A 23,491-nucleotide genomic window follows, 5' to 3' on the forward strand; every position below is an offset into this window, starting at 1 on the left:
TCACGAGGATCTCGTGGTGGCCCTCTGCTTTCAGGTGGCGGCCGGTATCGGAAAGCGCAACTCGACTTCGGTCCACTCCTGCTCGCTGCTGCGGACGCTTATCATGCCCCCGTGCAGGGTCATGAAGTGGCGCACGGTATAGAGACCGATCCCGGTGCCCTTGATCCCACGCGCGTTGCTGGCGCGGAAGTAATGATCGAAAATCCGTGGCAGGTCGTGCGCGGGAATGCCGATGCCCTCGTTGCGGACGCGGATCACGACATGGTTGCCGCGCACGACCGCCGCCACGTCGATGGGGCTGTCGGGATAGGAATATTTGACCGCATTCGACAGGATATTGTCTATACATTGTTCGGCGAGGATGCGGTCGAGCATCAGGAACGGCAGCGCCTCACGCTCCAGCCTGATCGTCCGGTCCCTGGCAAGCCCCTGCTGGGTCGCCACAGCCTGATCGATCAGCCGCCCGATATCCGTCGCCTCGGGCTGAAAGGCGATCTTGCCCTCTTCGACCAGCGAAGCCGCGAGCGTCTTCTCGATCGCCGCCAGCATCCGGGTCGTCGCCGACCGGATCGACTCGACCCGCTCGCTGACCGCCGGGCTGAGGCTGGTGCCGAGGCGGAGGAGCCGTCGCGTGGCCGCATCGATGATCGACAGCGGCGTACGAAACTCGTGCGTCGCCAGCGACAGGAACTGCCGCTGATTCTCGTTGATCACGCGCTCCTTGCTTAGGGCTTTTTCGAGCCGCGCCTCCAGCCGCATGGTGGCGGTCATGTCGAATTGCGCGGCGAGCAGCGCCGGACTTCCGGTCAGCGGATCGAGCACGCGGCGAAGCTGCACCGCATGGTGTCGCACGCCGCGCCCCGGCACGCGCAGCCGCGCCTCGGCGAACCCCGTCGTAAGCGCCCGCCGGCGCAGGGCAGTCGCCGCCTTGCTGTCGACGAACATCGCGAGGAACAGGTCCCCCTCCTCGTCATCGTCGAGCCCGACCTCATGGAGCCAGGCATGCGCAGCCGGATTGTTGACGATGCTCCGGCCATCCGGCTGGAACAACGACACCAGCATCGGCGTGTGGCGGATCACCTCCATCAGCCGGAGGTCGTTCATCTTGTCGGGCGCGATCGTCGCCGTCTGCGCTTCGACCAGCATCGCCACATGACCATTGTCGAGTCGAAATCCGCGCAGGCGGCAGGTCAGCGGCGTCGGTTGTCCGCTGGGATAGAGGGTCCAGGCATCCTCGACCATGCCATGGACGAGCAGATCATGCCGAACGACGCCCAAACGCTGCCGGACGCCGGGCGATTGGGGCTTGGCATCGCGTCGACGGAATTCGTCCATAGACGCCGCTCCCCAGAAGGTCAGCGCCGAATCATTGCCCCATATGAGCTCGAAGCTGTCGAGATCAAACAGCCAGATCGGACTGGCAAGCTGACCGAGCACAACGGTGTAAGCCGTATCGAACAACGGCAGATCCTGCTCTTCCTTCCGTTGCTTAAGGGTTGTCCGCAATTCCTGCCGCCCCTGATTTCCCGCTATGGCACCCTATCCTGACTATTAAATCTTTGTCTAAGTTAAAAATCTGGAATTAGACTTATGGAGCATGGTCCGCGCCACGATGCGCCTGGGTCGGTCAATCTGGCCACGTGGATATCCGGATCCTATCTGCGCACCGCCATCCTGCCGCTGTTGCTGATCGAACTTACGTTTCTCGCAATTTATTGGGTTAGCAGCAACTTCATCTACGACCGCAACGCAGCGGCGGTGGAGAAGATATCGCGTGATTATCTCTCGGATCTGGCCCAGCGCGAAGCTCTGTCGATTTCGGGCTCGCTCGACAGCATTGCTGGGATGACCACCATATTGGCGCGCGAGACAAGGCGCGCGCTCGACCTGCCCGCTTCGCCGGACAGCGCGACCGAGATGGCGCGGCACCGCCGCACGTCCGCTGGTGCACTGGTCACCTTCACCGGCATCGACAAGAGCGCCAGCTTCTACAGCGGACGGCGCGGCATCGGGGCTGCGCAGATCGACAAGGTGCGGAGGCTGACCCGGATCGATCCGCTGCTGCGCGACCTCAAGGAAACCAACCCTCTCGTCGCACAGTCCTATTTCAACAGCTGGGACAGCTATAACCGCATCTATCCCTATATGGATGCGGCGGTGATCTATCCGGCCGACATGGATGTGCGGACCTACAATTTCTTTTACGAGGCCGACGCCAAACATAATCCGTCGCGCCGACAGGCCTGGACCGATGCCTATCTCGATCCAGCCGGCGCCGGCTGGATGGTGTCGTCGATTGCCCCCGTCTACTTACGGCAGCGGCTCGAAGGCGTGGTCGGGATCGATGTCACGATCGGAGCGCTGATCGAGCATGTCCTGGCCATGAACATCCCGTGGAAAGGCTATGCCATCCTGGTCGGTCGCGACGGCACCATGCTGGCGATACCGGGGCCCGGCGAACGCGATCTGGGTGTCAAGGAGATGCGTCATCACGCCTATGACGGTGCCGTGACATCGGACACTTTCAAGCCGGAGAGCTACAATCTGTTGCGCCGGAAGGACTTGGCCCCGCTCGCGGCACTCTTTCGCGACAATCGCACCGTCGCAACCGACGTAACGCTCAACGGACGACGCATGATCGCCGCGAGGGGAGCCGTCGCGGGTCCGGGATGGAAGCTGCTGGTACTCGCTCCCGCAGACGAGATCCTGAGCGAGGCGGAGTCGCTGCGTAGGCGGCTGCAGACGATCGGGCAACTCATGGCGCTGGCCCTGTTTCTCTTCTACTGCATCTTCCTCATCTACCTCTATGCGCGCACGCGGAAGCTCAGCAGGAAATTGTCGGACCCGCTCGACGCGATCGGAGAGACCATTTTCGAGATTGGTGCCGGGCGTCACGAGCAGCCCGCCCCCCATTGCGGCGTCACCGAAATCGACTCGTTGGCGAACAGCCTCGTGCACATGTCGCGGGGGCTTGCCCATGCCTATCAGACCATCAGTGGGCAGGAGCGCCAGGTCAGTACCGCACTCCAGCGCGAAGTTACGATAAACGCCGCGCAGCGCAGGTTCATCGACATGATCTCGCACGAGTTCAGGACGCCGCTGACGGTTATCGACAGCTGCGGCCAGATATTGGCGCGCCGCGCGGATCAGCTGAAACCGGACGATCTGCGACACAGATCAGTGAGCCTGCGGCGCGCGGTGCGCCGCTGCAACGACGTCCTCGCCAGCGCGCTGCAACTGCTGCGGGTCGAAAAGACCGGACGCGGCGAGCCGCCCCGGCTTACGCGCGCGATCTGGTCCGAACTGGTCGCTCCGGCGCAGGAGGCACTGCGCGACCAATATCCGGGTCGGACGATCGAGGTGGACGATCTGCCGGAGACTCCGCTCCAGATCGATCCCGAAATGATGCGCGTCGCCGTCGCGGCGGTCGTGGACAATGCCGCGCGCTATGCGGGTGAGGACGGCCATGTGCGCATATCGGTGCGCGAGCAGGACGATCGCACCATATTGACGGTCAGCGACAGCGGCCCCGGCATCGCGCCGGAAGAACTGGCGCAGGTCAAGCAGCGCTTCTTCCGGGGCACGAACAGCGCAGGCACGCCGGGCGCTGGCATCGGGCTCTACCTGGCCGACCAGATACTCGACGCGCATGGCGGCGCGCTTGAAATCCATTCGGAGAAAGACCGGGGGACGACCGTCGCGCTCAGCCTGCCGAAACCCGTGACGTGGCAGGTCGACGAAGAGGAGCCGATCCTCTCCGCCAGAGGCGGCGACCCCTCGGAACAATACTGAAGGCAGAAGAAGTCTTTATTCCATAAACAAATCTACGGACAGGTGCGGAATCGCTTTTCGGATCATCTTGGCGTAGCCATGCGGAGGCGGATGTGTTGGGGAGTATGATGACGATGGCAGAAAACAATGGTGGGGCCGCCGTCGACGCCGCCGTCGACAAGGCTACGCATCCGGCCGCAGCGGCCAGTACACGCTCGCAATATCACATCCTATGCGTCGAGGATGAGGCAGAAATACTAGCCGATCTGGTCGAAGAACTCGCCAATGCAGGGTTCTCGGTCGAGGGCGCCGGCAATGGCATCGAGGCTCTGGCCCGCGTGGAAGCCCGCCTGCCCGACTTGATCGTGAGCGATATGCAAATGCCCGAACTGGATGGGCTTTCGCTGGTGCGCGAGCTGCGTGCGCAGGAGTCGCGAACCGGGCTGATCCCGTTCATTTTCCTGTCGGCCTATGGCGACAACAGTCATTTGATCGACGGCCGTCAGGCCGGTGCCGATGATTATCTGGTAAAGCCGATCGATTTCGATCTTCTGATCGCGGCCATCGACAGCAAGCTGGCGAATTTCCAGCGTCGTGCCGAGCATGTCCGGATGGAAACAAGCGGCATCACGGCGGCGGAGCAAAAGAATGCCGAGACCAAGATCGCCGGACTGACGCAGCGCGAGCGCGAAGTTCTTGTCAAACTGAGCCAGGGAAAAGCGAACAAGGTCATCGCCTATGAGTTGGACCTCAGCATCCGCACGGTCGAACTCTATCGCGCCGCACTTATGCGCGCTCTGGGTGTGCGCTCGCTTGCCGAAGCGCTGAAAATCGCGGTTGCAGCAGGGGTCACAAAGCTGGACGCCCCCGCGATCCGACCCTGACCTTAGGTACATATCGACAAGTACCGACAGGAAACTGACCGCCGATTCTCTCATGATTTCAGGAAAACATCGGAAATCAGCCATTTTGCAGTTTGAACCAGCTTGATCGATTAGACTTTCGATGCGCTTATGAAATATTTACCGGAGTCGATGTAGACACTCCCCCAACTAGGAGTGTGCTATGACCAACATAAGGATGTCCTCGTCTGCCGAGTCGGAGCAATTGAGCTTTTTCGGCCTGTCTGCCGGTCTGAACGAGGATCTTCCTCTGATCCACGAGGGTGTCGAGCACCATGCCGGCCCCGTGCTGGACAAGCTTTATGCGAAGATCGCCGCCGACCCGAAACTCGGCGCACTCTTCCGCAGTCCGGGCGCCATCCAGCATGCGCGAACGAAGCAGCTCGAACATTGGTCGGCGCTGTTCACGCAGGGCATCAACGCCCAGTTCATGAAGGGATCCGAGACGATCGGCCTGATCCACGCCCGGGTCGGTCTCGATCCGGTCTGGTACATCGGCGCCTATGCGATGGTCCTCGACGAGGTCATCACCGGCATGATGAAGCAGTCGGTGCGCCGCCGTCTGAGCGGCAAGGCGCTGACCCAGGCGATCGGAACGCTGGTCAAGACCGCGCTGTTCGACATGCAGCTGGCGCTGTCTGCCTATTTCAAGGCAGAGGACGAGAAGCGCGCCGAGGCGATCGGCCGGATCGGGCAGGCATTGTCTTCGCTCGCCGAGGGTGACCTCGAAAACCGTCTGACCGACATGAGCAGCGAATATCAACAGATCGAGCAGGATTTCGAGCAGATGCGCGCGCAGATGCACGAAACGCTGACACAGGTCGCGGACGCCTCGGAGATGATCCGGGTGAGCTCGTCCGAAATCGCCCATGCGTCGTCCGACCTTGCCGAGCGCACCGAGAAACAGGCCGCGAATGTCGAGGAGACGGCAGCGGCGATGGAGCAGATCACCGGCACCGTCAAGCAGACTGCGAGCCGCGCTAACGCCGTACGGGCCGCCGTCCAGGATGCCCAGCAGGACGCCGGGATCGGCGCCGAAGTGGTGCAGAAGGCGGTCGGTGCCATGGCCGACATCGAGCGTTCCTCGAACGAGATCGCGCAAATCGTGAGCATGATCGACGGGATCGCCTTCCAGACCAATTTGCTGGCCCTTAACGCGGGGGTGGAAGCTGCGCGCGCTGGCGATGCTGGCATGGGCTTTGCCGTCGTCGCCAACGAGGTCAGGGCGCTCGCGCAGCGCTCGGCCGACGCGGCCAAGAACATCAAGGACCTTATCGCCGGCAGTTCCGCCCGCGTTACGCAGGGCGTGCATCTGGTGGGCGAAACCGGTGAGGCCTTGTCGCGCATCGCCAGCCGGATCGGGCAGATGAATGCGTTGGCCGCCGAGATCGCAGAAACCGCCGCGACCCAGGCGCAGGGCATAGCCGAAGTCAATGGCGCGGTGAACTCGATGGACCGCTCGACCCAGCAGAATGCAGCCATGGTCGAAGAGGCCACCGCCGCCGCCAACAGCCTTTCGACCGAAGCGACCCGCCTGTCCGGGCTGGTCGGACGCTTCTCAATGGATGCGAACCGCCGTTCGCCCGCGCAGAGCGCCAGCGCGTCGTGGGACGACAGCCAGAACTGGCTCCGCGCGGCCAGCTGATCCTCGACCCGTCAAACAATGCGAAGATCGATACCCGGCCTCACGGTCGGGTATCATCGTGTCGGGATCAGGCGGCCATGACCGGCGAACCCCCTTGCGCGTTTTCATGGCGAAGCCGTTCCGTAATCGCATCCCCCGGCATGGCACGGGCGAACAAATGCCCCTGCGCATCGCGGCAGCCCGCCTCTATCAACCACGCCCATTGCGCTTCGGTCTCCACCCCTTCCGCCACGATAGCCAGGCGCAACGCAGAAGCGAGCCGGATAATCGCGCCAATCACCTGATCGGAGGCTTCACCGGCGCCAATGCCGATGACGAAGGAGCGGTCGATCTTGATCTTGGTGATCGGATAGCTGCGCAGATAGCCGAGGCTGGAATAGCCGGTACCGAAATCGTCCAGTGCCAGGCCGAAGCCGAGGTCGCGCAGCCGCGCCAGTTTTTCCCGCAAATGCCGGTCGTCGCGCAGGAAAACCCCCTCGGTGATCTCCAGGTCGAACATGCGGGGGTCCACGTTCACGTCGCGCACCAGTTCGCCGAGCCGGTCGACGAAGCCTTCCGCGTGGAGCTGGCAGGACGAGATGTTCACGGCGACGCGCAGCGATGGCCATTTCTTGCTGTCCTCGAACGCCTGCCGCAGCACGAACAAGCCCAGCTGCTCGATCAAGCCCGACTGTTCGGCAACGGGAACGAACAGAGCGGGCGATATTTCGCCCTTGTCGGGGTGGGTCCAGCGCACCAGCGCCTCGACCCCGATTGTCCGCTCGCTGGCATTGACCTGCGGCTGATATTCGACGCGCAAGCCACCGCCGCGCAATGCGTCGGACAGGTCCTGTTCGAGGATGCGCCGGGCGCGAACCGATGCGTCGACCTCCGCATCGAAAAGCCGATACTGGCCGCGCGCTTCAGTTTTGGCCCGGAGCAATGCCATGTCGGCCTGGCGAACCACCTCTTCCGGGTCGATGTCGCCGTCGGGCAGCATCGCAATGCCGATCGTGCAGGTGACCGTCAGCCGGCCGATCCCGAGAGCGAAGGGCTCGGCTACCGTAGCGCAAAGCCGCTCGGCGAGCCGCGCCGCACCATCGGGACTGGCGTCCTCCAGCAAAATGGCGAACTCGTCGGCGGAGAATCGAGCCAGCATCTCATGCTGGCGACAGGCCTGCAGCAGGCGGGCACCCACCTGGCGAATCAGTTCGTCCCCAACGAGATGCCCATAGGTGTCGTTCGCCTCGCGGAAGCGATCGAGGTTCAGGCATAATATGGCCGAAACCTTGCCGTCGCGCCGGTTGCGTCCCGCAACTTCGCGCAGCCGGCGGACGAACAGCGTGCGGTTGGGCATGCCCGTCAGCATGTCGTGAAAGGCGATATGCGTGGCGCGCGCCTCGCTCGCCATCAGGCCACGCGCCATGCGCCGGGTACGCCGATGGAGCGCGAACACCGAAAGGCATAGGAGCAGCAGCAACAGGAACAGCGGCCCCTTGAGACGGCCGAGCACGGCGGCACTGGGCCGCACCGGCTCCCAGCCGAGCGAGGCCACCGGCTTGCCCAGCGCGTCGGTCAGATCGATGCGGGCTTCGTCGGCATGGCCACCAAGCTCCTCTTTCCCTTCACGATAGTGCAGTCCCCGGATCAGAAAACGGACGGCAATGAGATCGAGAAAGGATCGGTCGAGGCGTCGCGTGACGAGCACCAGCGGCGCGGTTCTACCCAGCGGCCGGACATGCCCCAGGTCGGGGGATACGATCATCGCGATCAGCAGATGGACCTGCCCGTCGATCCGGGCCGCGCCGATCGCATAAGGCGGTGGCGAGGCTTGCCCGGCGGCCTTGCGACCCGGCGATGTCCGGCGCTCGCGTTCGGCTCGTCTTGCCTTGGCAATGACGGCCGCGACGGCCTCCTGGGATAGCGGCGGTGGGCGTAAGGATATCCCAGTGGCCACATGGCTGAAAATCGGGCGATCGGCGCGATCGAGGAGCGTCACCGTCTCGAAGCCCGCATTGTCCGTCAGATAGACACCGAGATTGTCGCGCGCCCATAACGGGTCGAAGCGATGATCGAGCCGCTCGATCGCCTCATCCCATGCCAGCTGCGGCTGGATCGACGCAGCCAGTTCGGCAAAGCGCGAATCCACGCCGTGCGACAATATGGCCTGCTCGCGGGCGGCAGCGTCGCGGTCGACCTGGCCGATAAGCACCATGATCATGGCAGCCGCCGCAATCAGCACGACAAGCGCGGTCGCCGCAAGCGGGCGAGTAAAGTCGCCCGACTCGAACAGCCGCTCGCGGGGCATCGTGAATCGATCCGGCGTCATGTTCTGCTCATGACACAGCATAGGGAGAGCGTCGGCAATCGCTCAATGACCTATTACAGGTACAATTACGTGACAGTAACAGTGCGCTTGTTTCGCTGCGCCTTAACTTCGACTTTACCCGCATCGGCTACCTCATCGCATCCCCGGATCGGATTCTGCGGGATGTCCCGCCGGGGCTTGCGATGAAGAAGGATTCAAGCGGATGAGGCGGACTGGCCCGGCGGAACCGATCGGTTTGCCCCGTCTGCACGCCCTTTGCAGCGCGGCCCCCTGCGACCTTCGTCTAATGCACCATCTCGCCCGCCGCCCAGGACGCAGCGAGATCGCCAGCCTTAACCAATATCTTACCAAGTTCGGGCAGCGTGTCCGAACGATGTCCGAAGAACAGTCTCTTTCCGCAACCGATTCCCTCCATCGCTCTTCGTCGGCGGTCGTGGGTGAACGGCGGCGCGAAGGGGCGGTCGGGCACCGCATGCAATTCAGCCGTCGCGCCGGTCGGGGACATCGGGGTGTCGTCGACAGGACGGCGTTCCGGAGCGCGAGAAGCCTGCAGGAGTGGAAGTGATGACGCAAACACAAGGCTCGGGGCCGACTGTGATCGCCTTGGCGCCGGTCATAGATCGCAGCGCAGTGGTGCAGCACCTTGACGAGCTGCGGGCAGCCTTCGCGGTTGGCCAGCCGATCGAAATCGGCTGCGGCGAGGTGCAGCAGATCGGTCAGGCGGGTCTCCAGCTGCTTGCCAGTGCGGTGCGGACCTGCCGCGAACGCGACATCGCCATCAGCTTCAAGGACTGCAGGGGCATCGAACCGGTGATCCGCCTCGCGGGCCTTGCAGACATGTTCATCGACCAAACGAATAGCGCGGGGACCAGCGCATGAAGATCGAGGAAATCCAGGACATCTTCTTCCAGGAGTGCGACGAAGGGCTCGGCCATGCCGAGACCGGACTGCTCGCCCTGCAGTCCGGAAGCGGTGACGACGAAACCATCAACACCATCTTCCGCGCGGTCCACTCGATCAAGGGCGGCGCCGGAGCCTTCGGCTTTTCGGCGCTGCAGAATTTCACCCACCATTTCGAGACCTTGCTCGATCAGGTGCGCAGCGGCGAGCGCGCCCTGACGCCGGATCTCGTGTCGCTGCTGCTGGCCGCCTTCGACACGCTGGCCGACCATGTCGGCGCCATTCGCGGCGAAAAGCCGATGCCGGAAGACAGCGCGGTCCTTGCCCAGTTGCAGGCGGTCGTCTCCGGCGCGGAAGTCGAGGCTGCTGCGCCGGCCGACAATTCGGGCGACTCGCTCGGCTTCGATCTCGATGCGATGATCGGAGCGATCGAAGACAGCATGGCGCCCGCCGAGGATTGGGAGAAGGGTCCCGCCGACGAAGCGCCCACGGCCGTCGCCGAAGAGGCGCCTGCCGCCGAGGGGGCGGAAGAGCTTACGAATCTCTATGTCCGTCCGCTCGACGGGGCGCTCGCCAATGGCGGCGAACCGCTGCTTCTGATCCGCGAACTGGTCGACCTCGGTGCGACCGTGCGCTCGGCTGACCTCTCTTCGATCCCGACGATCGAGCAGTTCGACCCCGGCAAGGCCTATATCGGCTGGCATGCGACAATTCCGTCCAGCGTCCAGAGGTCGGACATCGAGGAGATCTTCGAATTCGTCTCCGACTGCTGCCAGCTGTCGTTCGACAAGACCGGCCCCGACGCCGCCGAAGGCAGTCAGGACGAGCCGGTCGCCGAGGCGACCGTCAGCGCAGAAGTCACCGACGCGGCGGACGAGAACAGCGCTCCAGTCGCCCAGGCGTTCGTCGAGGTCATCCCGGTCGAGGCGACTCCGGCCGTCGCCGCAGTCCCCGCGCCGGCGCCAAAGAGCGTAGCCCCCGCTCCTGCTCCGGCAGTCAAGCCGGCTGCGGACGCTGCGGCCGATGCCGACAAGGCCGGCGCGATGGCGCAGGCCGTCGGCGTCACGCCGACGATCCGCGTCGACCTGGAAAAGCTCGACCGGCTGGTCAATCTGGTCGGCGAACTCGTCATCACCCAGTCGATGCTCGCCCAGCGCCTGCTCGACTGCGGCCTTTCGCATATCAGCGAGCTCGTCGATCTCGACCATCTGACCCGCGAATTGCAGGACAGCGCGATGTCGATCCGCGCGCAGCCGATCCGCTCGGTCTTCGGCCGCGTGCCGCGTATCGTGCGCGAACTGCAGGCGAGCACCGGAAAGCGCGTCGTCCTCGAACTCGAGGGCGAATCGACCGAACTCGACAAGACCGTCGTCGAGCGGATCGGCGATCCGCTCACTCACCTCATCCGCAACGCCGTCGACCACGGCCTGGAAACGCCCGAGGAGCGCCTTGCCGCCGGCAAGCAGCCCGAGGGCCGGATCAAGCTTTCCGCCGAACATCGCTCGGGCCGCATCCTGATCAGCGTGTCCGACGACGGCAAGGGCATCGACCGCGAGCGCGTACTGGCCAAGGCGATCGAGCGCGGGCTCGTGAGCCCAGACGCCAAGCTGTCGAACGAAGAGATCGACAATCTGATCTTCGCGGCTGGCTTCTCGACCGCGCAGACCGTGTCGAACATCTCCGGCCGCGGCGTCGGCATGGATGTGGTGCGGCGGAACATCAGCGCGCTGGGCGGCAGGATCACCATTTCCTCGCGCCCTGGCGAAGGCTCTACCTTCACCATGGCGCTGCCGCTGACGCTCGCCATTCTCGACGGCATGATCGTCACGGTGGGCCAGCAGACCTTCGTGCTGCCGCTGAACCACATCGTCGAAACGCTGCGGCCGCGGGCCGACATCGTGAAGTCGATCGGCGCGGGCCAGTCGATGCTCAACGTCCGCGGCCACTGGCTGCCGGTGCTGTCGGTCGGCCGTGAACTTTCGGTCCCCGGTTCCCGATCGGAACCTACCGATGCGGTCCTGATCGTCGTCGAATCCGAGGAAACCGGTCGACGGGTCCTGATGGTCGACGAGATCCTCGACCAGCGTCAGGTGGTCATCAAGAGCCTCGAATCGAACTATGGTCGGGTCGACGGCATCGCGGGCGCCACCATCCTGGGCGACGGGCGCGTCGCGCTGATCCTCGACGTCGAGGCGATCACCTCGACGATCAAGCATCAGCCCGAACCCGCCCGGAGCCTCGCTGCATGACGCAGTTCGACGCTCAGATCGCTTCGACCGGAACCGAACTTCCCTATACGAAGGCGGATTTCCAGGCGATCGCGAAGATGGTCCACGCGCATGCCGGCATCTGCCTGCCCGACGGCAAGGCCATGCTGGTCTACTCGCGGCTGTCCAAGCTGCTTCGCGAAACCGGGCAGCGCAGCTTCGCCGACTATGTCGAGATGATCACCCATGACGCCCCGGAGCGCGCCCGCGCGATCGAGGCGTTGACCACCAACCACACGAAGTTCTTCCGCGAGGATCACCACTTCAACCATTTCGAGCAGGAGGTGCGGCCGGACATGATTGCCCGGCTGCGGCGGGGCGAGCGCGTCAGGATGTGGTCCTCCGCCTCATCGAGCGGCGAGGAGATCTACTCGCTGGCGATGGTCCTGCTCGGCAGCGACCGCGGCCAGGGGCGCCAGCTGCTCCAGACCGACGTCGCGCTGCTGGCAACCGATCTGTCGCAGAATGTGCTCAACATCGGTGAGGCAGGCGTCTACCCGACCTCCGCCACGACCGACATTCCGCGGCGCTATTTCGACAGTTGGACCGAGAAGGTCGGCGACGACGTCCGCATTCTCAAGGAAGTCCGCGACCTGGTCCGGTTCAGGAAACTGAACCTGCTGAATCCCTGGCCGATCAAGGGGCAGTTCGACGTCATCTTCTGCCGGAACGTGATGATCTATTTCGATGAGCCGACCAAGGAGACGCTGCTCTCCCGGCTGACCGAACAGCTCGCGCCCGGTGGCCATCTCTACATCGGTCATTCCGAGAGGCTCATCGGCGATTGCACCGCCCGTTACGCCTCGATCGGCCAGACCATCTATCGAAAGATCCGCTGATGAGCGTTCGCTGTCTCATAGTCGACGACTCGCCGATGATGCGGGCCCTGCTGACGGGCCTGCTCGGCCGGGATCCCGGCATCGAAGTGATCGGAACCGCGCCGAACGCCCAGTCGGCGCGCGAAATGATCAAGGAACTCAACCCGGACGTCATCACGCTGGACATCGAGATGCCCGGCATGAACGGTCTCGACTTCCTCGAGAAGCTGATGCGCCTGCGCCCGACGCCGGTGGTGATGTGCTCGACGTTGACGACCAAGGGCGCCGAGGCGACCCTCCGTGCGCTCGAAATCGGGGCAGTCGACTGCTACGCCAAGCCCGAGCGCCCGCTGCAGGAATTGCTGGCGATCGACGACGGCAATCTCGCCAATATGGTCAAGCAGGCCGCGCGCAGCCGCCGCCGTTCGCCGCAGTTGCACCAGCAGGCGGCGCCGCCGACCGACTATCGCTGCAACGAGAGAATCGTCGGCATCGGCGCCTCCACCGGCGGCGTCGAGGCGCTGACCACTTTGCTCAGCGAATATCCCAAGAACTGCCCGCCGACGATCGTGGTGCAGCATATGCCTGCCACCTTCACCGCCTCCTTCGCGGCGCGGCTCGACCGGCTCTGCGCGGCCGAAGTCGTCGAGGCGACGAGCGGCGCGCCGCTGGTTCCGGGACGCGTCTATATCGCGCCGGGCGGGCTTTCGCACCTTATGGTGGGCAACGGTACTCATCCGATCTGTCGCCTCGTCGCCGCCGATCCCGTGTCTGGGCACCGCCCCTCGGTCGACGTGATGTTCCGCTCGCTGGCACAGAGCTTCGGCGACCGCGCGGTAGGCGTGATCCTGACCGGCATGGGACGCGACGGCGCCGCCGGCCTCCACGAGATGCGACAGGCGGGCGCCCGGACCATCGGTCAGGACGAAGCCACCTGCGTCGTTTACGGCATGCCGCGCGCAGCGGCCGAGATGGGCGGCTGCGAAGCCGTGCTGCCCCTCGAGCGCATCGGCAAGAAGGTTCTCGATCTATGCAGCATCTGACGAGCGAATCGATCCGCGACCGCGTCAACGTCATCCAGGGGACCAACTTCGTCACCGCCGATCCCAAGATCGTGCTGACGACGGTTCTGGGCAGCTGCGTCGCCTGCTGCCTGTTCGACCCTCATGCGAAAGTCGGAGGGATGAACCATTTTTTGCTCGCGCAGCCCCGCGAAGGGATGCGCAGCGACAACACCGAAGCGGAACGCTACGGCCTGTTCGCGATGGAGCTTCTCGTCAACGAGATGCTCAAGGCCGGCGCCACCCGCAGCACCTTGCGCGCCCACCTCTACGGCGGCGCGAACATGCATGCCGGCATGCAGGCGATCGGGACGAGCAACGCCCGTTTCGCCGAGGAATTCCTGGCACGCGACCGCATACCGCTGGCCCATAGGGACCTCGGCGGAACGCAGGCGCGGCGGGTCGAATTCCGCGCCGCGATGGGGCAGGCGCGCTGTCGTCTGGTCGAGGCCGAGGTGCCAGTCGAAGTGCGGCGGCCCGCAGTCGTACAAGATCAAGGTGAGGTTGAACTTTTTTAACCGGATATGGTCCATAACGTCCGGGATGCGCCACTCAGTGGGCCCGGCGGAACGGGAAAAGGATGAAGCGATGTCCAAAACGATTTTGACGGTTGATGACTCGCCCAGCATGCGCATGCTCCTGCGCAGCACGCTCGTCGAGCAGGGGCATGACGTGCACGAGGCAGAAGACGGCATCGCCGCGCTCGAGTGGTTGTCCACGAACGAGAAGCCTGATCTGATGATCACCGATATCAACATGCCGCGCATGGATGGTTTCGGTCTCGTCGAGGCGGTGCGCGCCAAGTCGGTCCACCGCGATATGCCGATCCTGGTCCTCACGACCGAGAGCTCGGACGAGAAGAAGGCCCGCGCCCGTGCGGCGGGTGCCACCGGCTGGATCGTCAAGCCCTTCGACCCGGTGAAGCTCGCCTCGGCGATTCGCCGCGTGACCGTCTGATCGGTCTCCCTCCTCAGCGAGAAAGGAAATCCAGATGAGCCGTCAATTCATCACCTTCCAGATCGGCGAGCAGTATCTCGGCGTCGATATCATGGCGATTCGCGAGATTCGCGCCTGGACGCCCACGACCATGCTGCCGCATGTCCCGTCGCACGTGCGCGGCGTCGTCAATCTGCGCGGTACCGTGCTCCCCGTGATCGACCTCGCCGCCCGCCTCGGCTGGGGCCTGACCGACCCCACTGCCCGCCACGTGATCATCGTGGTGCGCATCAACGACCAGCTCCAGGGCCTGATCGTCGACGCGGTGAACGACATTGTCACGATCGACGAGTCGGCGCTGCAGCCGCCGCCGAGCCTGAGCGACAACGAAGCTTCGGAATGCCTCGACGGCATCGCCTCGGTCGAAGACCGTATGGTGATGATCCTCGCGCTCGATCGCCTGTCGATCGATGTGCCCGTCGGCCAGATCGCCGAGGCTGCCTGACAACTTCGAATACCCAGGAATTGATGATGGAAACCGCCCGTGTTCTGATTGTTGACGACTCGCTGACGATGCGGGCGCTGTTCAGCGGGGTGCTGGAGCGCGCGCGGGGGATCGAAGTCGTGGGCATGGCAGCCAATGCCGACGAAGCCCGCGAGATGATGATCCGGCTCAAACCGAGCGTGATCACCCTGGACGTCGAAATGCCGGGGATGAGCGGTATCGAGTTTCTCGAGGAGATCATGCGCGAGCGGCCGACACCGGTCGTGATGCTCTCCACACTGACCCAGAAGGGCGCCGAGATTTCGTTCAAGGCTCTCGAACTGGGCGCGGTGGACTGCTTTCCCAAGCCGAAGAGCGCGACGCCGGAGGAGTTCAACGCCCTGGCGCCGAAGCTCGCCGCGCTGGTGATCGCCGCGTCGAGCGGCGGGGTGAAGAAGGCCAAGCAGGCGACCAAGCCGACTGCGCATGACGCGTTCGACTGGAACGGCAAGATGGTGGCGATGAGCACATCGACGGGCGGTGTCGATGCGCTGATCAATCTGCTGCCGACCTTCCCGGCCAATTGCCCCCCGACCGTCATCTGCCTGCCGATCGATCCGGGCTTCATCGACCCGCTGGTCAAGCGCCTCAAGGCCGCCTGCCAGGCACAGATCATGCTCGCCGAGGATGGCCAGCCGCTGAAGCAGGGCCATATCTACCTCGCCACCGACCTGGGCTCGCACGCGGTCATCGATCGCTGGCCCGATCCTTCGCTGCGCCTGCTGCGCTCGGATCCGGTCGGCGGTTCGCGCCCCTCGGCCAGCCTGTTGTTCGCGACGGTCGCCAAGACCGCCGGGGCCAACGCGGTCGGCTGCATCCTCACGGGCCTGGGTACCGACGGCGCGGCTGGCCTCAAGGCGCTGCGCGCGGCGGGTGGCTATGCCATCGCCGAAGACGCATCGACTTGCGTGGTCGATCAGGCGCCTTCGGCGGCCCGCGCGGCGGGAGCCGTCGATGTCAGCCTCCCCCTTGGTGACATCGCGGCCGCCATATTGAACAGCTGCCGTCTGGTACGGGACGCAGCATGACGAGAGAGGTCATGCCATGACGATAATCGGACAGAATGACGTACTGGCCATGCTGGCTAGCGAACTCGATGCCGCCCAGGTGCAGCTCGAAAAGCTCGGCATGGTGCTGATCGCGGACCCCAAGACCGCGACTCAGCACATCCGCGAACTGCAGTCGCTCGACCATGTCAGCCAGCGCTGCGCCTCGGTCGCGACGATCCTCCGCTCGCAGGACATCCGCGCGGCCAGTTATGCGGCGACGCTCGAAAGCATCACCGCCCGGCTTCACCACGCCAGCGGTTCGCTGACTCAGGACGAGCCCTCGGACTCGGGCGACGTCGACTGGTATAACTGAGCCCGATCAGGGACCGGACGGCCGAAGGTTCAGATCGATCTTCGGCCGTGTTCCGCTAGACTGCAGCCATGCCGAAGATGGTTCGCAAGGGTGACCTGCCCACCAAGATCTGCACGAGTTGCGGTCGACCCTTTGCCTGGCGGAAGAAATGGGAGCGCGACTGGGAGTCGGTGCTGTATTGCTCCGACCGCTGCCGCTCAGCCAAGCCCGGCAAGAAATGACTCCGCCTCACGCATGATCGTCTCACGCCGTCCGGCGTCGAACCCATCCCACAGATCGACCATCCGACGCATCCGGGGATTGCCACGCAGCCCGTCCCGATGGGTGCCGATGAAGCGCCAGTAGAGCAGATTGAAAGGGCAGGCCTTCGGCCCGGTCTTCGCCTTCACGTCATAATGGCAGCTGCCGCAATAGTCCGACATGCGGTCGATATAGGCGCCGCTTGCGGCATAAGGCTTGGACGCCAGCAGCCCACCATCGGCGAACTGGCTCATGCCCACCGTGTTGGGCAGTTCGACCCACTCATAGGCATCGGCGTAGACGGCGAGATACCAAGTGTGGAGCTCATGCGGGTCGATGCCGGCGAGCAGGGCGAAATTGCCCGTCACCATCAGCCGCTGGATATGGTGGGCATAGGCCTCTTCCTTCGTCTGGCGGACGCACTGGCTGATACAGGCCATCGGCGTATCGGCACCCCAGTAGAAAGCGGGCAGCGGCCGGCGGGCGTCGAAATGGTTGACCCGCTCATAGCCGGGCATGCGCCACCAATAGATACAGCGGACATATTCCCGCCAGCCGATGATCTGGCGGATGAAGCCCTCCACACTGTTGAGCGGCGCCCGCCCGGCCCGCCATTCGGCCTCCACCCGCCGACACATGTCCAGCGGATCGAGCAGGCCAGCGTTGAGATAGGGCGAGACCACGGCGTGGAAGAGAAATTTCTGCCCGCGCAGCATCGCATCCTGATAGCTGCCGAAATCGGGCAGCGCGCTGCGCAGGAAATGGGCGAAGGCCTGCTCCGCCTGCTCGCGCGTCACCGCATGGCCGAACGGGCGAAGATCGCCGAAATGGTCGGGGAAGCGGCGTTCGACCAGGTCGAGCACCTCTGCGGTGATCGCATCGGGCGCGAAACTCAGCGGCTGCGGCAGGAACAGGTCGTCGGCTGCGGGCTTGCGATTTTCGGCATCGAAGTTCCAGCGATCGCCGACCGGCTTGGCCCCGTCCATCAGCAGCCCGGTCTTCTTGCGCATCAGCCGGTAGAAATGCTCCATGCGCAGCATCGACCGGCTTTCGGCCCAGACGACGAAGTCGTGGCGGTCCGCGAGGAAGCGATCGTCAGGCAGAACCGTGGCTTCGGCCCAGCCCTGCATCTCCGCCAGCAGGCGCCACTCACCGGGTTCGGTGACAACAATCCGAGACGCACCGTGCCGGGCCATCGCCCGCTCGGCCTCGCCCCGCAGCGAGCCGCTATTGTCCGCATCGTCAAGCCGCACATAATCGACCGTCCAGCCCGCCGCGCGCAGTTCCTCGGCGAAATGGCGCATCGCCGAGAAGAGGAAGGCGATCTTCTTCTTGTGATGGCGGACATAGGTCGCCTCTTCCATCACCTCCGCCATCAGCACGACATCCGAAGCAGGGTCGGCCGCCTTCAGAGAGGACAGATCAGGGCTGAGCTGATCGCCCAGAAGCAGGATGACAGTATAGGCCATCGACCAGACCTAGGCGCGCGGGTGCCGCTGTGCAGCCTGTCCCTCGGGGTATCGCGGCAGCGCCCACCCTCGTCGAGGAGGATGGGCACCGCCGGCTACAGCTTCACGCGGACGGTCAGACGGCCGTTGATCGGGGCACCGGTCGAGATGTTGTTGTTGTTGTGTGCGTCCGAGAAATAGGTCTCGTCGAACAGATTTTCGATGTTGAGCTGGACGTCGATGCGGTCGCTGGCCTTGAGGAACAGCGCCGCGTCGACCCGGGTAAAGCCGGGCAGGCGCGTGGTGGTCGGGACCGTCCGGATGGCGGCATATTGCGACGACTGCCGGATCACGCCGAGACCGACGCCGAAGCGAGGGTTGACGTCGTAACGGTTCCACAATGACGCCTGATGGCGCGGCACCTGCCCCAGCCGGACGAATCCGTTCCCGCGCAGCTTGGCGTCCTGATAGCTGTAAGCGGCACTGGTCTGCCAGCCCGGCGCGATCCGGCCGGTGATCGCCGCTTCCACGCCCTTGGTCCGCGTACCGCCGATGTTTATAGTGGCCGCGACATTGTCGGGATCGGGCGTCGTCGCATTGGTCCGGTCGAGCTGGAAGAGCGCGAGCGTCGCGCTCAAATCGGGCTGGATGTCCCACTTCGCGCCGATTTCGTAATTGGTGAAGCGTTCCGGAGCGAGGTTCGACTGGGTGGCGGTCAGGCTCAGGAACTGATCGCCCGACCGGGGAAGGAAGGACCGGCTGAAGCTCCCGTAAAAGGACATGTTTTCGCGCGGTTTGAGGATCAGGCCCAGGCGCGGGCTGATCTTCTCGTCGGTGCGGGCGAAGGGGCGCGGGGCGGCTCCGATCAAATCGGTGCCCTCGATCCGGAAGCGATCGTAGCGCAAGCCGATCACCACATCGACATGGTCGCCGAAGGCGATCTGGTCCTGCACATAGGCGGACAATGTGGTGACGTCGGACCTGGTGTCGCGGGCGAGCGCACCGAACCGGACCGTCGGATAGACGGGGTTCGACAGATCGAAGTCGGCGTTCGACAAGGTGCCGTTGCGGCGCTGGTTGGTGGAACGCTGGTCGCCATATTCGACGCCGGCTAGCAACGTGTTGCCGATCTCGCCGAGCGCGAATTTCCAGACGAGGTTGGACTGGGCGATGAAATTCCGTCGCGTGGTCGCGTCGGCATAGCTCGACAAGGGAACGGTGCCGCTGTCCGACTTTGCAGCGCCGTTGGCGAAGACATTGTCGTAATATTTGTCGTAATCGCCATAAAGGATGGTCGTCGACCAATCGAGGCTGTCGGTCAGTGCCCCGTCGAGCCGGGCCTTGGCAATATGCGCCTCCAGCCCAGCGCGATTGGCGTCTGGCACACCCACGAACGTGTCGCGCTGGCCGCGCACGGGCCGGTTGGGGCGCCCAGCCCCTGTCTCCACCGACGGGATGCCCCGATCGGTCACCCGGTCGTCGTTCACATATTCATAGGACAGGCCGAGCTTCCAGGCGCCCAGATCGACCGCCACATAGGGATTGACGGCATAACGCTCGCCATCGAACCGGTCGCGGTGATTGTTCAGTTCTTCGTAGAAGCCGTTGATCCGGATCGCCGCATTGTCGGCAACGGGCGCGTTGACGTCGGCGGCGATGTCCCAGGCGCCGAAGCTGTTGACGCTGCCTTCTGCCGTCGCGCGAAGAAGATCGGCCGTGGGGGTCTTCTGGACCCGGTTGACCACGCCGCCGCTGCCGCCGCGCCCGAAGGTCAGCGCGGACGGTCCCTTCAATATCTCGACCCGCTCGATATTGTAGAGGCTGCGATAATATTGGACGTCGTCGCGGACGCCATCGAGGAAGAAGTCGGCGGTCGTGTTCTGCCCGCGCAGCGTGATCTGGTCGCGATTGCCTTCGCCCTGCCCCACGGTCGTGCCGGGGACGTAGCGCAGCACGTCGGCCATGCTGCGTAGCGCCTGATCGTCGATCCGCGCGCGGGTGACCACCGAGACGGTCTGCGGCACGTCGATCAGCGGGGTGTCGGTCTTGGTCGCGGTGGCGGTGTCGTCGGCCTTGTAGCCGACCGCCTTGCCGGTGACGATGATCGTCCGGCCGTCGCCCCGGTCCACATCATCCGCTGCCATTGCGGGAACGGGCAAAGCAGCACAGCACAACAGAAACGCGCGACTCATTCCGCCTCCCCAACGCCAAGTCGGAGCGGCCCATAGCGATCATTCCCCGCTATTGCCAGTCATTCTCATGTGCAGTGCGCAGTTGGGCTGGCATCGAGGCAGCGCTATCTGTCTGCCAAATTCAAGAGCGCGATAAACGCGACCAGACCCAACATCCACCAGAGCATATATCTGCCCAACTCCCACAGGACATTATTGGAGGAAGACTTCGGCGGCTCGGGGTAACTCCGGTGCTCCGCCAAAGTGAGCGACCTGTGCCAGGTCGAACCCTTGCGCGGACGCAGCGACCGGAACTGCGTTTCGCTCTTGAACGGGTTGAACCCGCAGAGCGCCTCGCCCAGCTCGATCGGAATATCCCAGAGATAGGCTGTGTCGGGATCGGCGTCATCGAGCGCTTTCAGCCGATCACGGATGGGGCCGAACTCGGGCGGAAGCGCCCCTTCTGTTTCCAGCACGTCTCCCACGACATCGATCTTCCAGAGCGTCTCGCCGTCGCGCACGGCGATCATCAGCCCGCTGAGCGTATCGACCTGATCCTGATAGTCGCAGGCCATGACCGTGCCGTGGCCCGACAGCTCGCGCAGATTGTCGGGATGGGCGAGGCCATTGAAATTGGCATAGAGCACCGTCCAGCCTGCCTCGGTCCGGCCCCAGGCATAGGGGTCCGCCGCACAAGCAGCGACATCCTCCTTACCCGTCTCCTCCAGCCCCAGCAGATCGAGCAGGACCTCGCCCGGAAGATCGCGGACCGCGATCCAGCTATCATGCACGCTCATGACTATTTCCCCTTCTTGACCGGTCTTTCCGACCGATTTCGTGCCGGAATCTGATAAAGGATGGAGCCGGCGGGAACGGACGCACCGGCCAGAATATCGCGCGGCAGGAAATGGTCGACCCGGTAAAGATCACCATATTGAGTCTTGGCTCTCGTCTGCGCGCGGCTCAGCCCTTTCTTGGCGTGGCTTGCGCCGAACTTAGCTTCGACGATGCCGTTTCCGGCAGCCGTCCGGACCCGATGATCGGGTACGGTATAACCGCCGCCCCGAAGATATTGTCTTGGCGGACCTTGCTCGACTCTCTCTCCTCGCAATCCTGTCCGCTGGCGGGCCAGCATCTCGCCGATCTCACCCTTCTTCTTCGGCGCGAGTCTCTCGATACTCCGCATGACCCCGAACCCGGGAAGCAGCGCGACATTGCCGTCCGCAGCACCAGTACTGACCTTGCTCGCCAGACGCACTAGGTCCTGTCGCGATCCCGTCCCGTGATCCAAAAGATCCTGAACGCCGGCTGCGACGCCCCCTGTTACCGCGCCGACATAGTGCGGCTTGCCCGCAAGAGCAGCTGCCACGCCCGCCGCGCCGCCGATCGCGCTGCCCGCATATTCGCCGAGAGAACCCCGCTTCCCGCGCACGACGTCGCCTACCCCTTGGGTGCCCACGCCGACACCTGCCCCGATCCCAGCAAGCTTGCCTGCTTCGCTCGCCATCAACCGCGTTGCGACCGCCATGCGCGGGGCGTTCACGGTCTTGGCCAGAGCCAAGCCCGGTACGGCGGTCTGGGCCAATGTTCCGGCCGCTTTGCCCGCCAAACGGGCGTAAGGGTGAACCGCCTCATCATAGCGATTCTGTGCCTTTTCGGCCTTCAATCGCCGGTCAAGGGCCGCCTGGAACGACTTGCCATGTGCGGCATCGATAATCGCATTGACCACCGCCGGAGTATAATCCCCCAAATCGAACGGCGCCGAGTCCACCACGCCCCGCAACCCGGCCTTGGCGCTATCCCAGTTCGAAGTCCCACGCGTTTGATTGTGTCCGCCCATAGCCCACCACCCCAAGGAGGCCGACCCCACGGCTCGGCCCGAAATCCCGGGAGTAAAGCAGCCACAAACTTCCCAACAACGCAAGAACATTTAGGGAACAAATGTTCTCAACCTTCTTCGGGCGATGGAGAAGATTATAGCCACGATAGCCGAGAGACAGTTTCGGGGCGGCGTAACACATTGTGTTTACGAATCATTCTTGCACTCTTTGGGCAGATTTCACGACCCTTACGCCTGTGAACCTCGACTGCGACGTGCCGCGGCACCGATGCGCGATATGCGATCCAAGTCGACGTCGCAGTTCTATCGAATAATGATCTTCTCCCGCTCTACCGCCTTGCGAGGCAAAGGCCTGGCATCAAGTTCAAGCGATTGGAGGACACCGGCAGTTCGCTCCCCCCTGTACGCAAAGAGCGATGGACATTTTGATTTCGCCGGTAGAGAATATGTGCGGGGAGCATGCTGCTAAGAGGAACGTAATGATGCGATCTGAATCGATGGTTCGTTTTGGTCGACTAACCTTTTTTGCTGCGGTTTCCGCCTTGGCGCTGACCGCCTGTTCCAGCAAGACCGAAGAGAAAGCTGCCGATACGACGACGGCGAGCGCGACCGATACGGCCGCTCCGGCTGCCACGACGGCCGCACCGGCGGCTGCGCCGGCAGGTGCAGCTGCACCTGCGGCAGACAATACGGATACCACCGACGGCACCAAGCTCGCCAGCTTTACCGGCGACGCAACGAAGGGCGAAGCGGCCTTCGTTGCCTGCAAGACCTGCCATGACCCGGTCCAGAACAAGATCGGCCCGCATCTCGGCGGCGTCGTTGGCCGCAAGGCCGGCAGCGTTGCAGACTACAGCTATTCGCCGGCCAACAAGAACAGCGGCATCACCTGGACGCCCGAGAAGCTGTTCCAGTATCTGCAGGGCCCGCAGCGTGTCGTGCCGGGCACGAAGATGGCGTTCAGTGGGATCCCCGATGCGCAGAAGCGTGCCGACGTGATCGCCTATCTCGCAACACTCAAATGACCTTCGATCCACCTCGCCGGCTCAGGTCGGCGAGGTGGATTGGAAATGACGCCGCCAGGGTCAGCGCGATCAGCGGCCAAGGCGCATCGACCAGCGACAATCGCAGCGCCACCATCATCAATGCTCCGGGCAAGAGTCGCAATGCTGCGTCAGCCAGGAGCCAGCTCCGCGCCCTGACCAGCCAGACAAACTCGACTGCGATGACCAGCAGGACGAGATCGGCGGCATGACCGCTGGAGAAGGCCCAGGCCAG

22 protein-coding genes are annotated in these 23,491 nt (G+C 63.9%); 14 read left to right on the forward strand and 8 right to left on the reverse strand.

The annotated features are described in order from the left end of the window. Positions 1 to 30: 30 nt before the first annotated feature. Complete coding sequence (locus ACNI3R_RS19005; protein WP_426186307.1) at positions 31 to 1,461, reverse strand: sensor histidine kinase; 1,431 nt, start codon at positions 1,459 to 1,461, stop codon at positions 31 to 33. A 129-nt stretch (positions 1,462 to 1,590) separates the two neighbouring features. Between ACNI3R_RS19005 and ACNI3R_RS19010 the strand changes: the two genes are divergently transcribed. From ACNI3R_RS19010 to ACNI3R_RS19020, 3 genes are all read left to right on the forward strand, one after another. Then, positions 1,591 to 3,792 carry an ATP-binding protein gene (locus ACNI3R_RS19010; protein WP_426186310.1) on the forward strand — a complete coding sequence of 734 codons (2,202 nt, stop codon included), beginning with the start codon at positions 1,591 to 1,593 and terminating at the stop codon, positions 3,790 to 3,792. A gap of 104 nt (positions 3,793 to 3,896) precedes the next feature. Further along, complete coding sequence (locus ACNI3R_RS19015; RefSeq protein ID WP_426186313.1) at positions 3,897 to 4,655, forward strand: response regulator transcription factor; 759 nt, start codon at positions 3,897 to 3,899, stop codon at positions 4,653 to 4,655. A 181-nt stretch (positions 4,656 to 4,836) separates the two neighbouring features. Further along, on the forward strand, positions 4,837 to 6,318 hold the full coding sequence (locus ACNI3R_RS19020) for a methyl-accepting chemotaxis protein (protein WP_426186316.1): 1,482 nt from the start codon (positions 4,837 to 4,839) through the stop codon (positions 6,316 to 6,318). A 67-nt stretch (positions 6,319 to 6,385) separates the two neighbouring features. Here ACNI3R_RS19020 and ACNI3R_RS19025 read toward each other — a convergent pair whose 3' ends face one another. Further along, on the reverse strand, positions 6,386 to 8,626 hold the full coding sequence (locus tag ACNI3R_RS19025) for a putative bifunctional diguanylate cyclase/phosphodiesterase (RefSeq protein WP_426186319.1): 2,241 nt from the start codon (positions 8,624 to 8,626) through the stop codon (positions 6,386 to 6,388). A gap of 283 nt (positions 8,627 to 8,909) precedes the next feature. Further along, positions 8,910 to 9,131, reverse strand: a complete 222-nt coding sequence (locus ACNI3R_RS19030) for a hypothetical protein (RefSeq protein ID WP_426186322.1) — start codon at positions 9,129 to 9,131, stop codon at positions 8,910 to 8,912. A gap of 59 nt (positions 9,132 to 9,190) precedes the next feature. Between ACNI3R_RS19030 and ACNI3R_RS19035 the strand changes: the two genes are divergently transcribed. The 10 genes from ACNI3R_RS19035 (at position 9,191) to ACNI3R_RS19080 (ending at position 16,735) form a co-directional block, all read left to right on the forward strand. Continuing rightward, on the forward strand, positions 9,191 to 9,505 hold the full coding sequence (locus ACNI3R_RS19035) for an STAS domain-containing protein (RefSeq protein WP_426186486.1): 315 nt from the start codon (positions 9,191 to 9,193) through the stop codon (positions 9,503 to 9,505). Continuing rightward, positions 9,502 to 11,775: a chemotaxis protein CheA gene (locus ACNI3R_RS19040; protein ID WP_426186325.1), complete on the forward strand. Its 2,274-nt coding sequence runs from the start codon at positions 9,502 to 9,504 to the stop codon at positions 11,773 to 11,775. The genes ACNI3R_RS19035 and ACNI3R_RS19040 overlap by 4 nt, the downstream gene beginning before the upstream one ends. Beyond that, a complete protein-coding gene (locus ACNI3R_RS19045; protein WP_426186328.1) occupies positions 11,772 to 12,632 on the forward strand; it encodes a CheR family methyltransferase in 861 nt (286 codons plus the stop codon). Before ACNI3R_RS19040 ends, ACNI3R_RS19045 begins: the two co-directional genes overlap by 4 nt. Then, entirely contained in the window at positions 12,632 to 13,654 is a 1,023-nt protein-coding gene (locus tag ACNI3R_RS19050) for a protein-glutamate methylesterase/protein-glutamine glutaminase (RefSeq protein WP_426186331.1), read from the forward strand. Before ACNI3R_RS19045 ends, ACNI3R_RS19050 begins: the two co-directional genes overlap by 1 nt. Next, positions 13,642 to 14,190 carry a chemotaxis protein CheD gene (locus tag ACNI3R_RS19055; protein ID WP_426186334.1) on the forward strand — a complete coding sequence of 183 codons (549 nt, stop codon included), beginning with the start codon at positions 13,642 to 13,644 and terminating at the stop codon, positions 14,188 to 14,190. The genes ACNI3R_RS19050 and ACNI3R_RS19055 overlap by 13 nt, the downstream gene beginning before the upstream one ends. Positions 14,191 to 14,260: 70 nt before the next feature. Continuing rightward, positions 14,261 to 14,629: a response regulator gene (locus ACNI3R_RS19060; RefSeq protein ID WP_426186337.1), complete on the forward strand. Its 369-nt coding sequence runs from the start codon at positions 14,261 to 14,263 to the stop codon at positions 14,627 to 14,629. A 34-nt stretch (positions 14,630 to 14,663) separates the two neighbouring features. Further along, entirely contained in the window at positions 14,664 to 15,113 is a 450-nt protein-coding gene (locus ACNI3R_RS19065) for a chemotaxis protein CheW (protein ID WP_296623863.1), read from the forward strand. A 23-nt stretch (positions 15,114 to 15,136) separates the two neighbouring features. Next, a complete protein-coding gene (gene cheB, locus ACNI3R_RS19070) occupies positions 15,137 to 16,180 on the forward strand; it encodes a chemotaxis-specific protein-glutamate methyltransferase CheB (RefSeq protein ID WP_426186341.1) in 1,044 nt (347 codons plus the stop codon). A gap of 16 nt (positions 16,181 to 16,196) precedes the next feature. Further along, entirely contained in the window at positions 16,197 to 16,514 is a 318-nt protein-coding gene (locus ACNI3R_RS19075) for a hypothetical protein (RefSeq protein WP_426186344.1), read from the forward strand. 68 nt (positions 16,515 to 16,582) lie between these two features. Continuing rightward, positions 16,583 to 16,735 (forward strand): DUF2256 domain-containing protein, encoded by a 153-nt coding sequence (locus ACNI3R_RS19080; protein ID WP_426186347.1) that lies wholly within the window; start codon positions 16,583 to 16,585, stop codon positions 16,733 to 16,735. On the opposite strand, the gene ACNI3R_RS19085 is transcribed toward ACNI3R_RS19080, so the two are convergent. The 4 genes from ACNI3R_RS19085 to ACNI3R_RS19100 form a co-directional block, all read right to left on the reverse strand. After that, the gene (locus ACNI3R_RS19085) at positions 16,712 to 18,223 is read right to left on the reverse strand and encodes a cryptochrome/photolyase family protein (protein ID WP_426186350.1); all 1,512 of its coding nucleotides are present in this window, start codon (positions 18,221 to 18,223) and stop codon (positions 16,712 to 16,714) included. The genes ACNI3R_RS19080 and ACNI3R_RS19085 overlap by 24 nt on opposite strands. 95 nt (positions 18,224 to 18,318) lie before the next feature. Further along, positions 18,319 to 20,394 (reverse strand): TonB-dependent receptor, encoded by a 2,076-nt coding sequence (locus tag ACNI3R_RS19090; RefSeq protein ID WP_426186353.1) that lies wholly within the window; start codon positions 20,392 to 20,394, stop codon positions 18,319 to 18,321. Between the two features lie 104 nt (positions 20,395 to 20,498). Further along, positions 20,499 to 21,170, reverse strand: a complete 672-nt coding sequence (locus tag ACNI3R_RS19095) for a hypothetical protein (protein ID WP_426186356.1) — start codon at positions 21,168 to 21,170, stop codon at positions 20,499 to 20,501. Between the two features lie 2 nt (positions 21,171 to 21,172). Next, positions 21,173 to 22,213, reverse strand: coding sequence for a hypothetical protein (locus ACNI3R_RS19100; protein ID WP_426186359.1), 1,041 nt, complete (start codon positions 22,211 to 22,213; stop codon positions 21,173 to 21,175). Positions 22,214 to 22,629: 416 nt separating this feature from the next. Between ACNI3R_RS19100 and ACNI3R_RS19105 the strand changes: the two genes are divergently transcribed. Further along, positions 22,630 to 23,238: a c-type cytochrome gene (locus tag ACNI3R_RS19105; protein WP_426186362.1), complete on the forward strand. Its 609-nt coding sequence runs from the start codon at positions 22,630 to 22,632 to the stop codon at positions 23,236 to 23,238. Here the strand turns inward: ACNI3R_RS19105 and ACNI3R_RS19110 are convergent. Next, positions 23,231 to 23,356 carry a hypothetical protein gene (locus ACNI3R_RS19110; RefSeq protein WP_426186365.1) on the reverse strand — a complete coding sequence of 42 codons (126 nt, stop codon included), beginning with the start codon at positions 23,354 to 23,356 and terminating at the stop codon, positions 23,231 to 23,233. The two genes, ACNI3R_RS19105 and ACNI3R_RS19110, sit on opposite strands and share 8 nt — an antisense overlap. Between the last annotated feature and the right edge of the window lie 135 nt (positions 23,357 to 23,491).

It is taken from the genome of Rhizorhabdus antheiae, assembly GCF_049889055.1.
Classification (GTDB): Bacteria; Pseudomonadota; Alphaproteobacteria; order Sphingomonadales; family Sphingomonadaceae; genus Rhizorhabdus.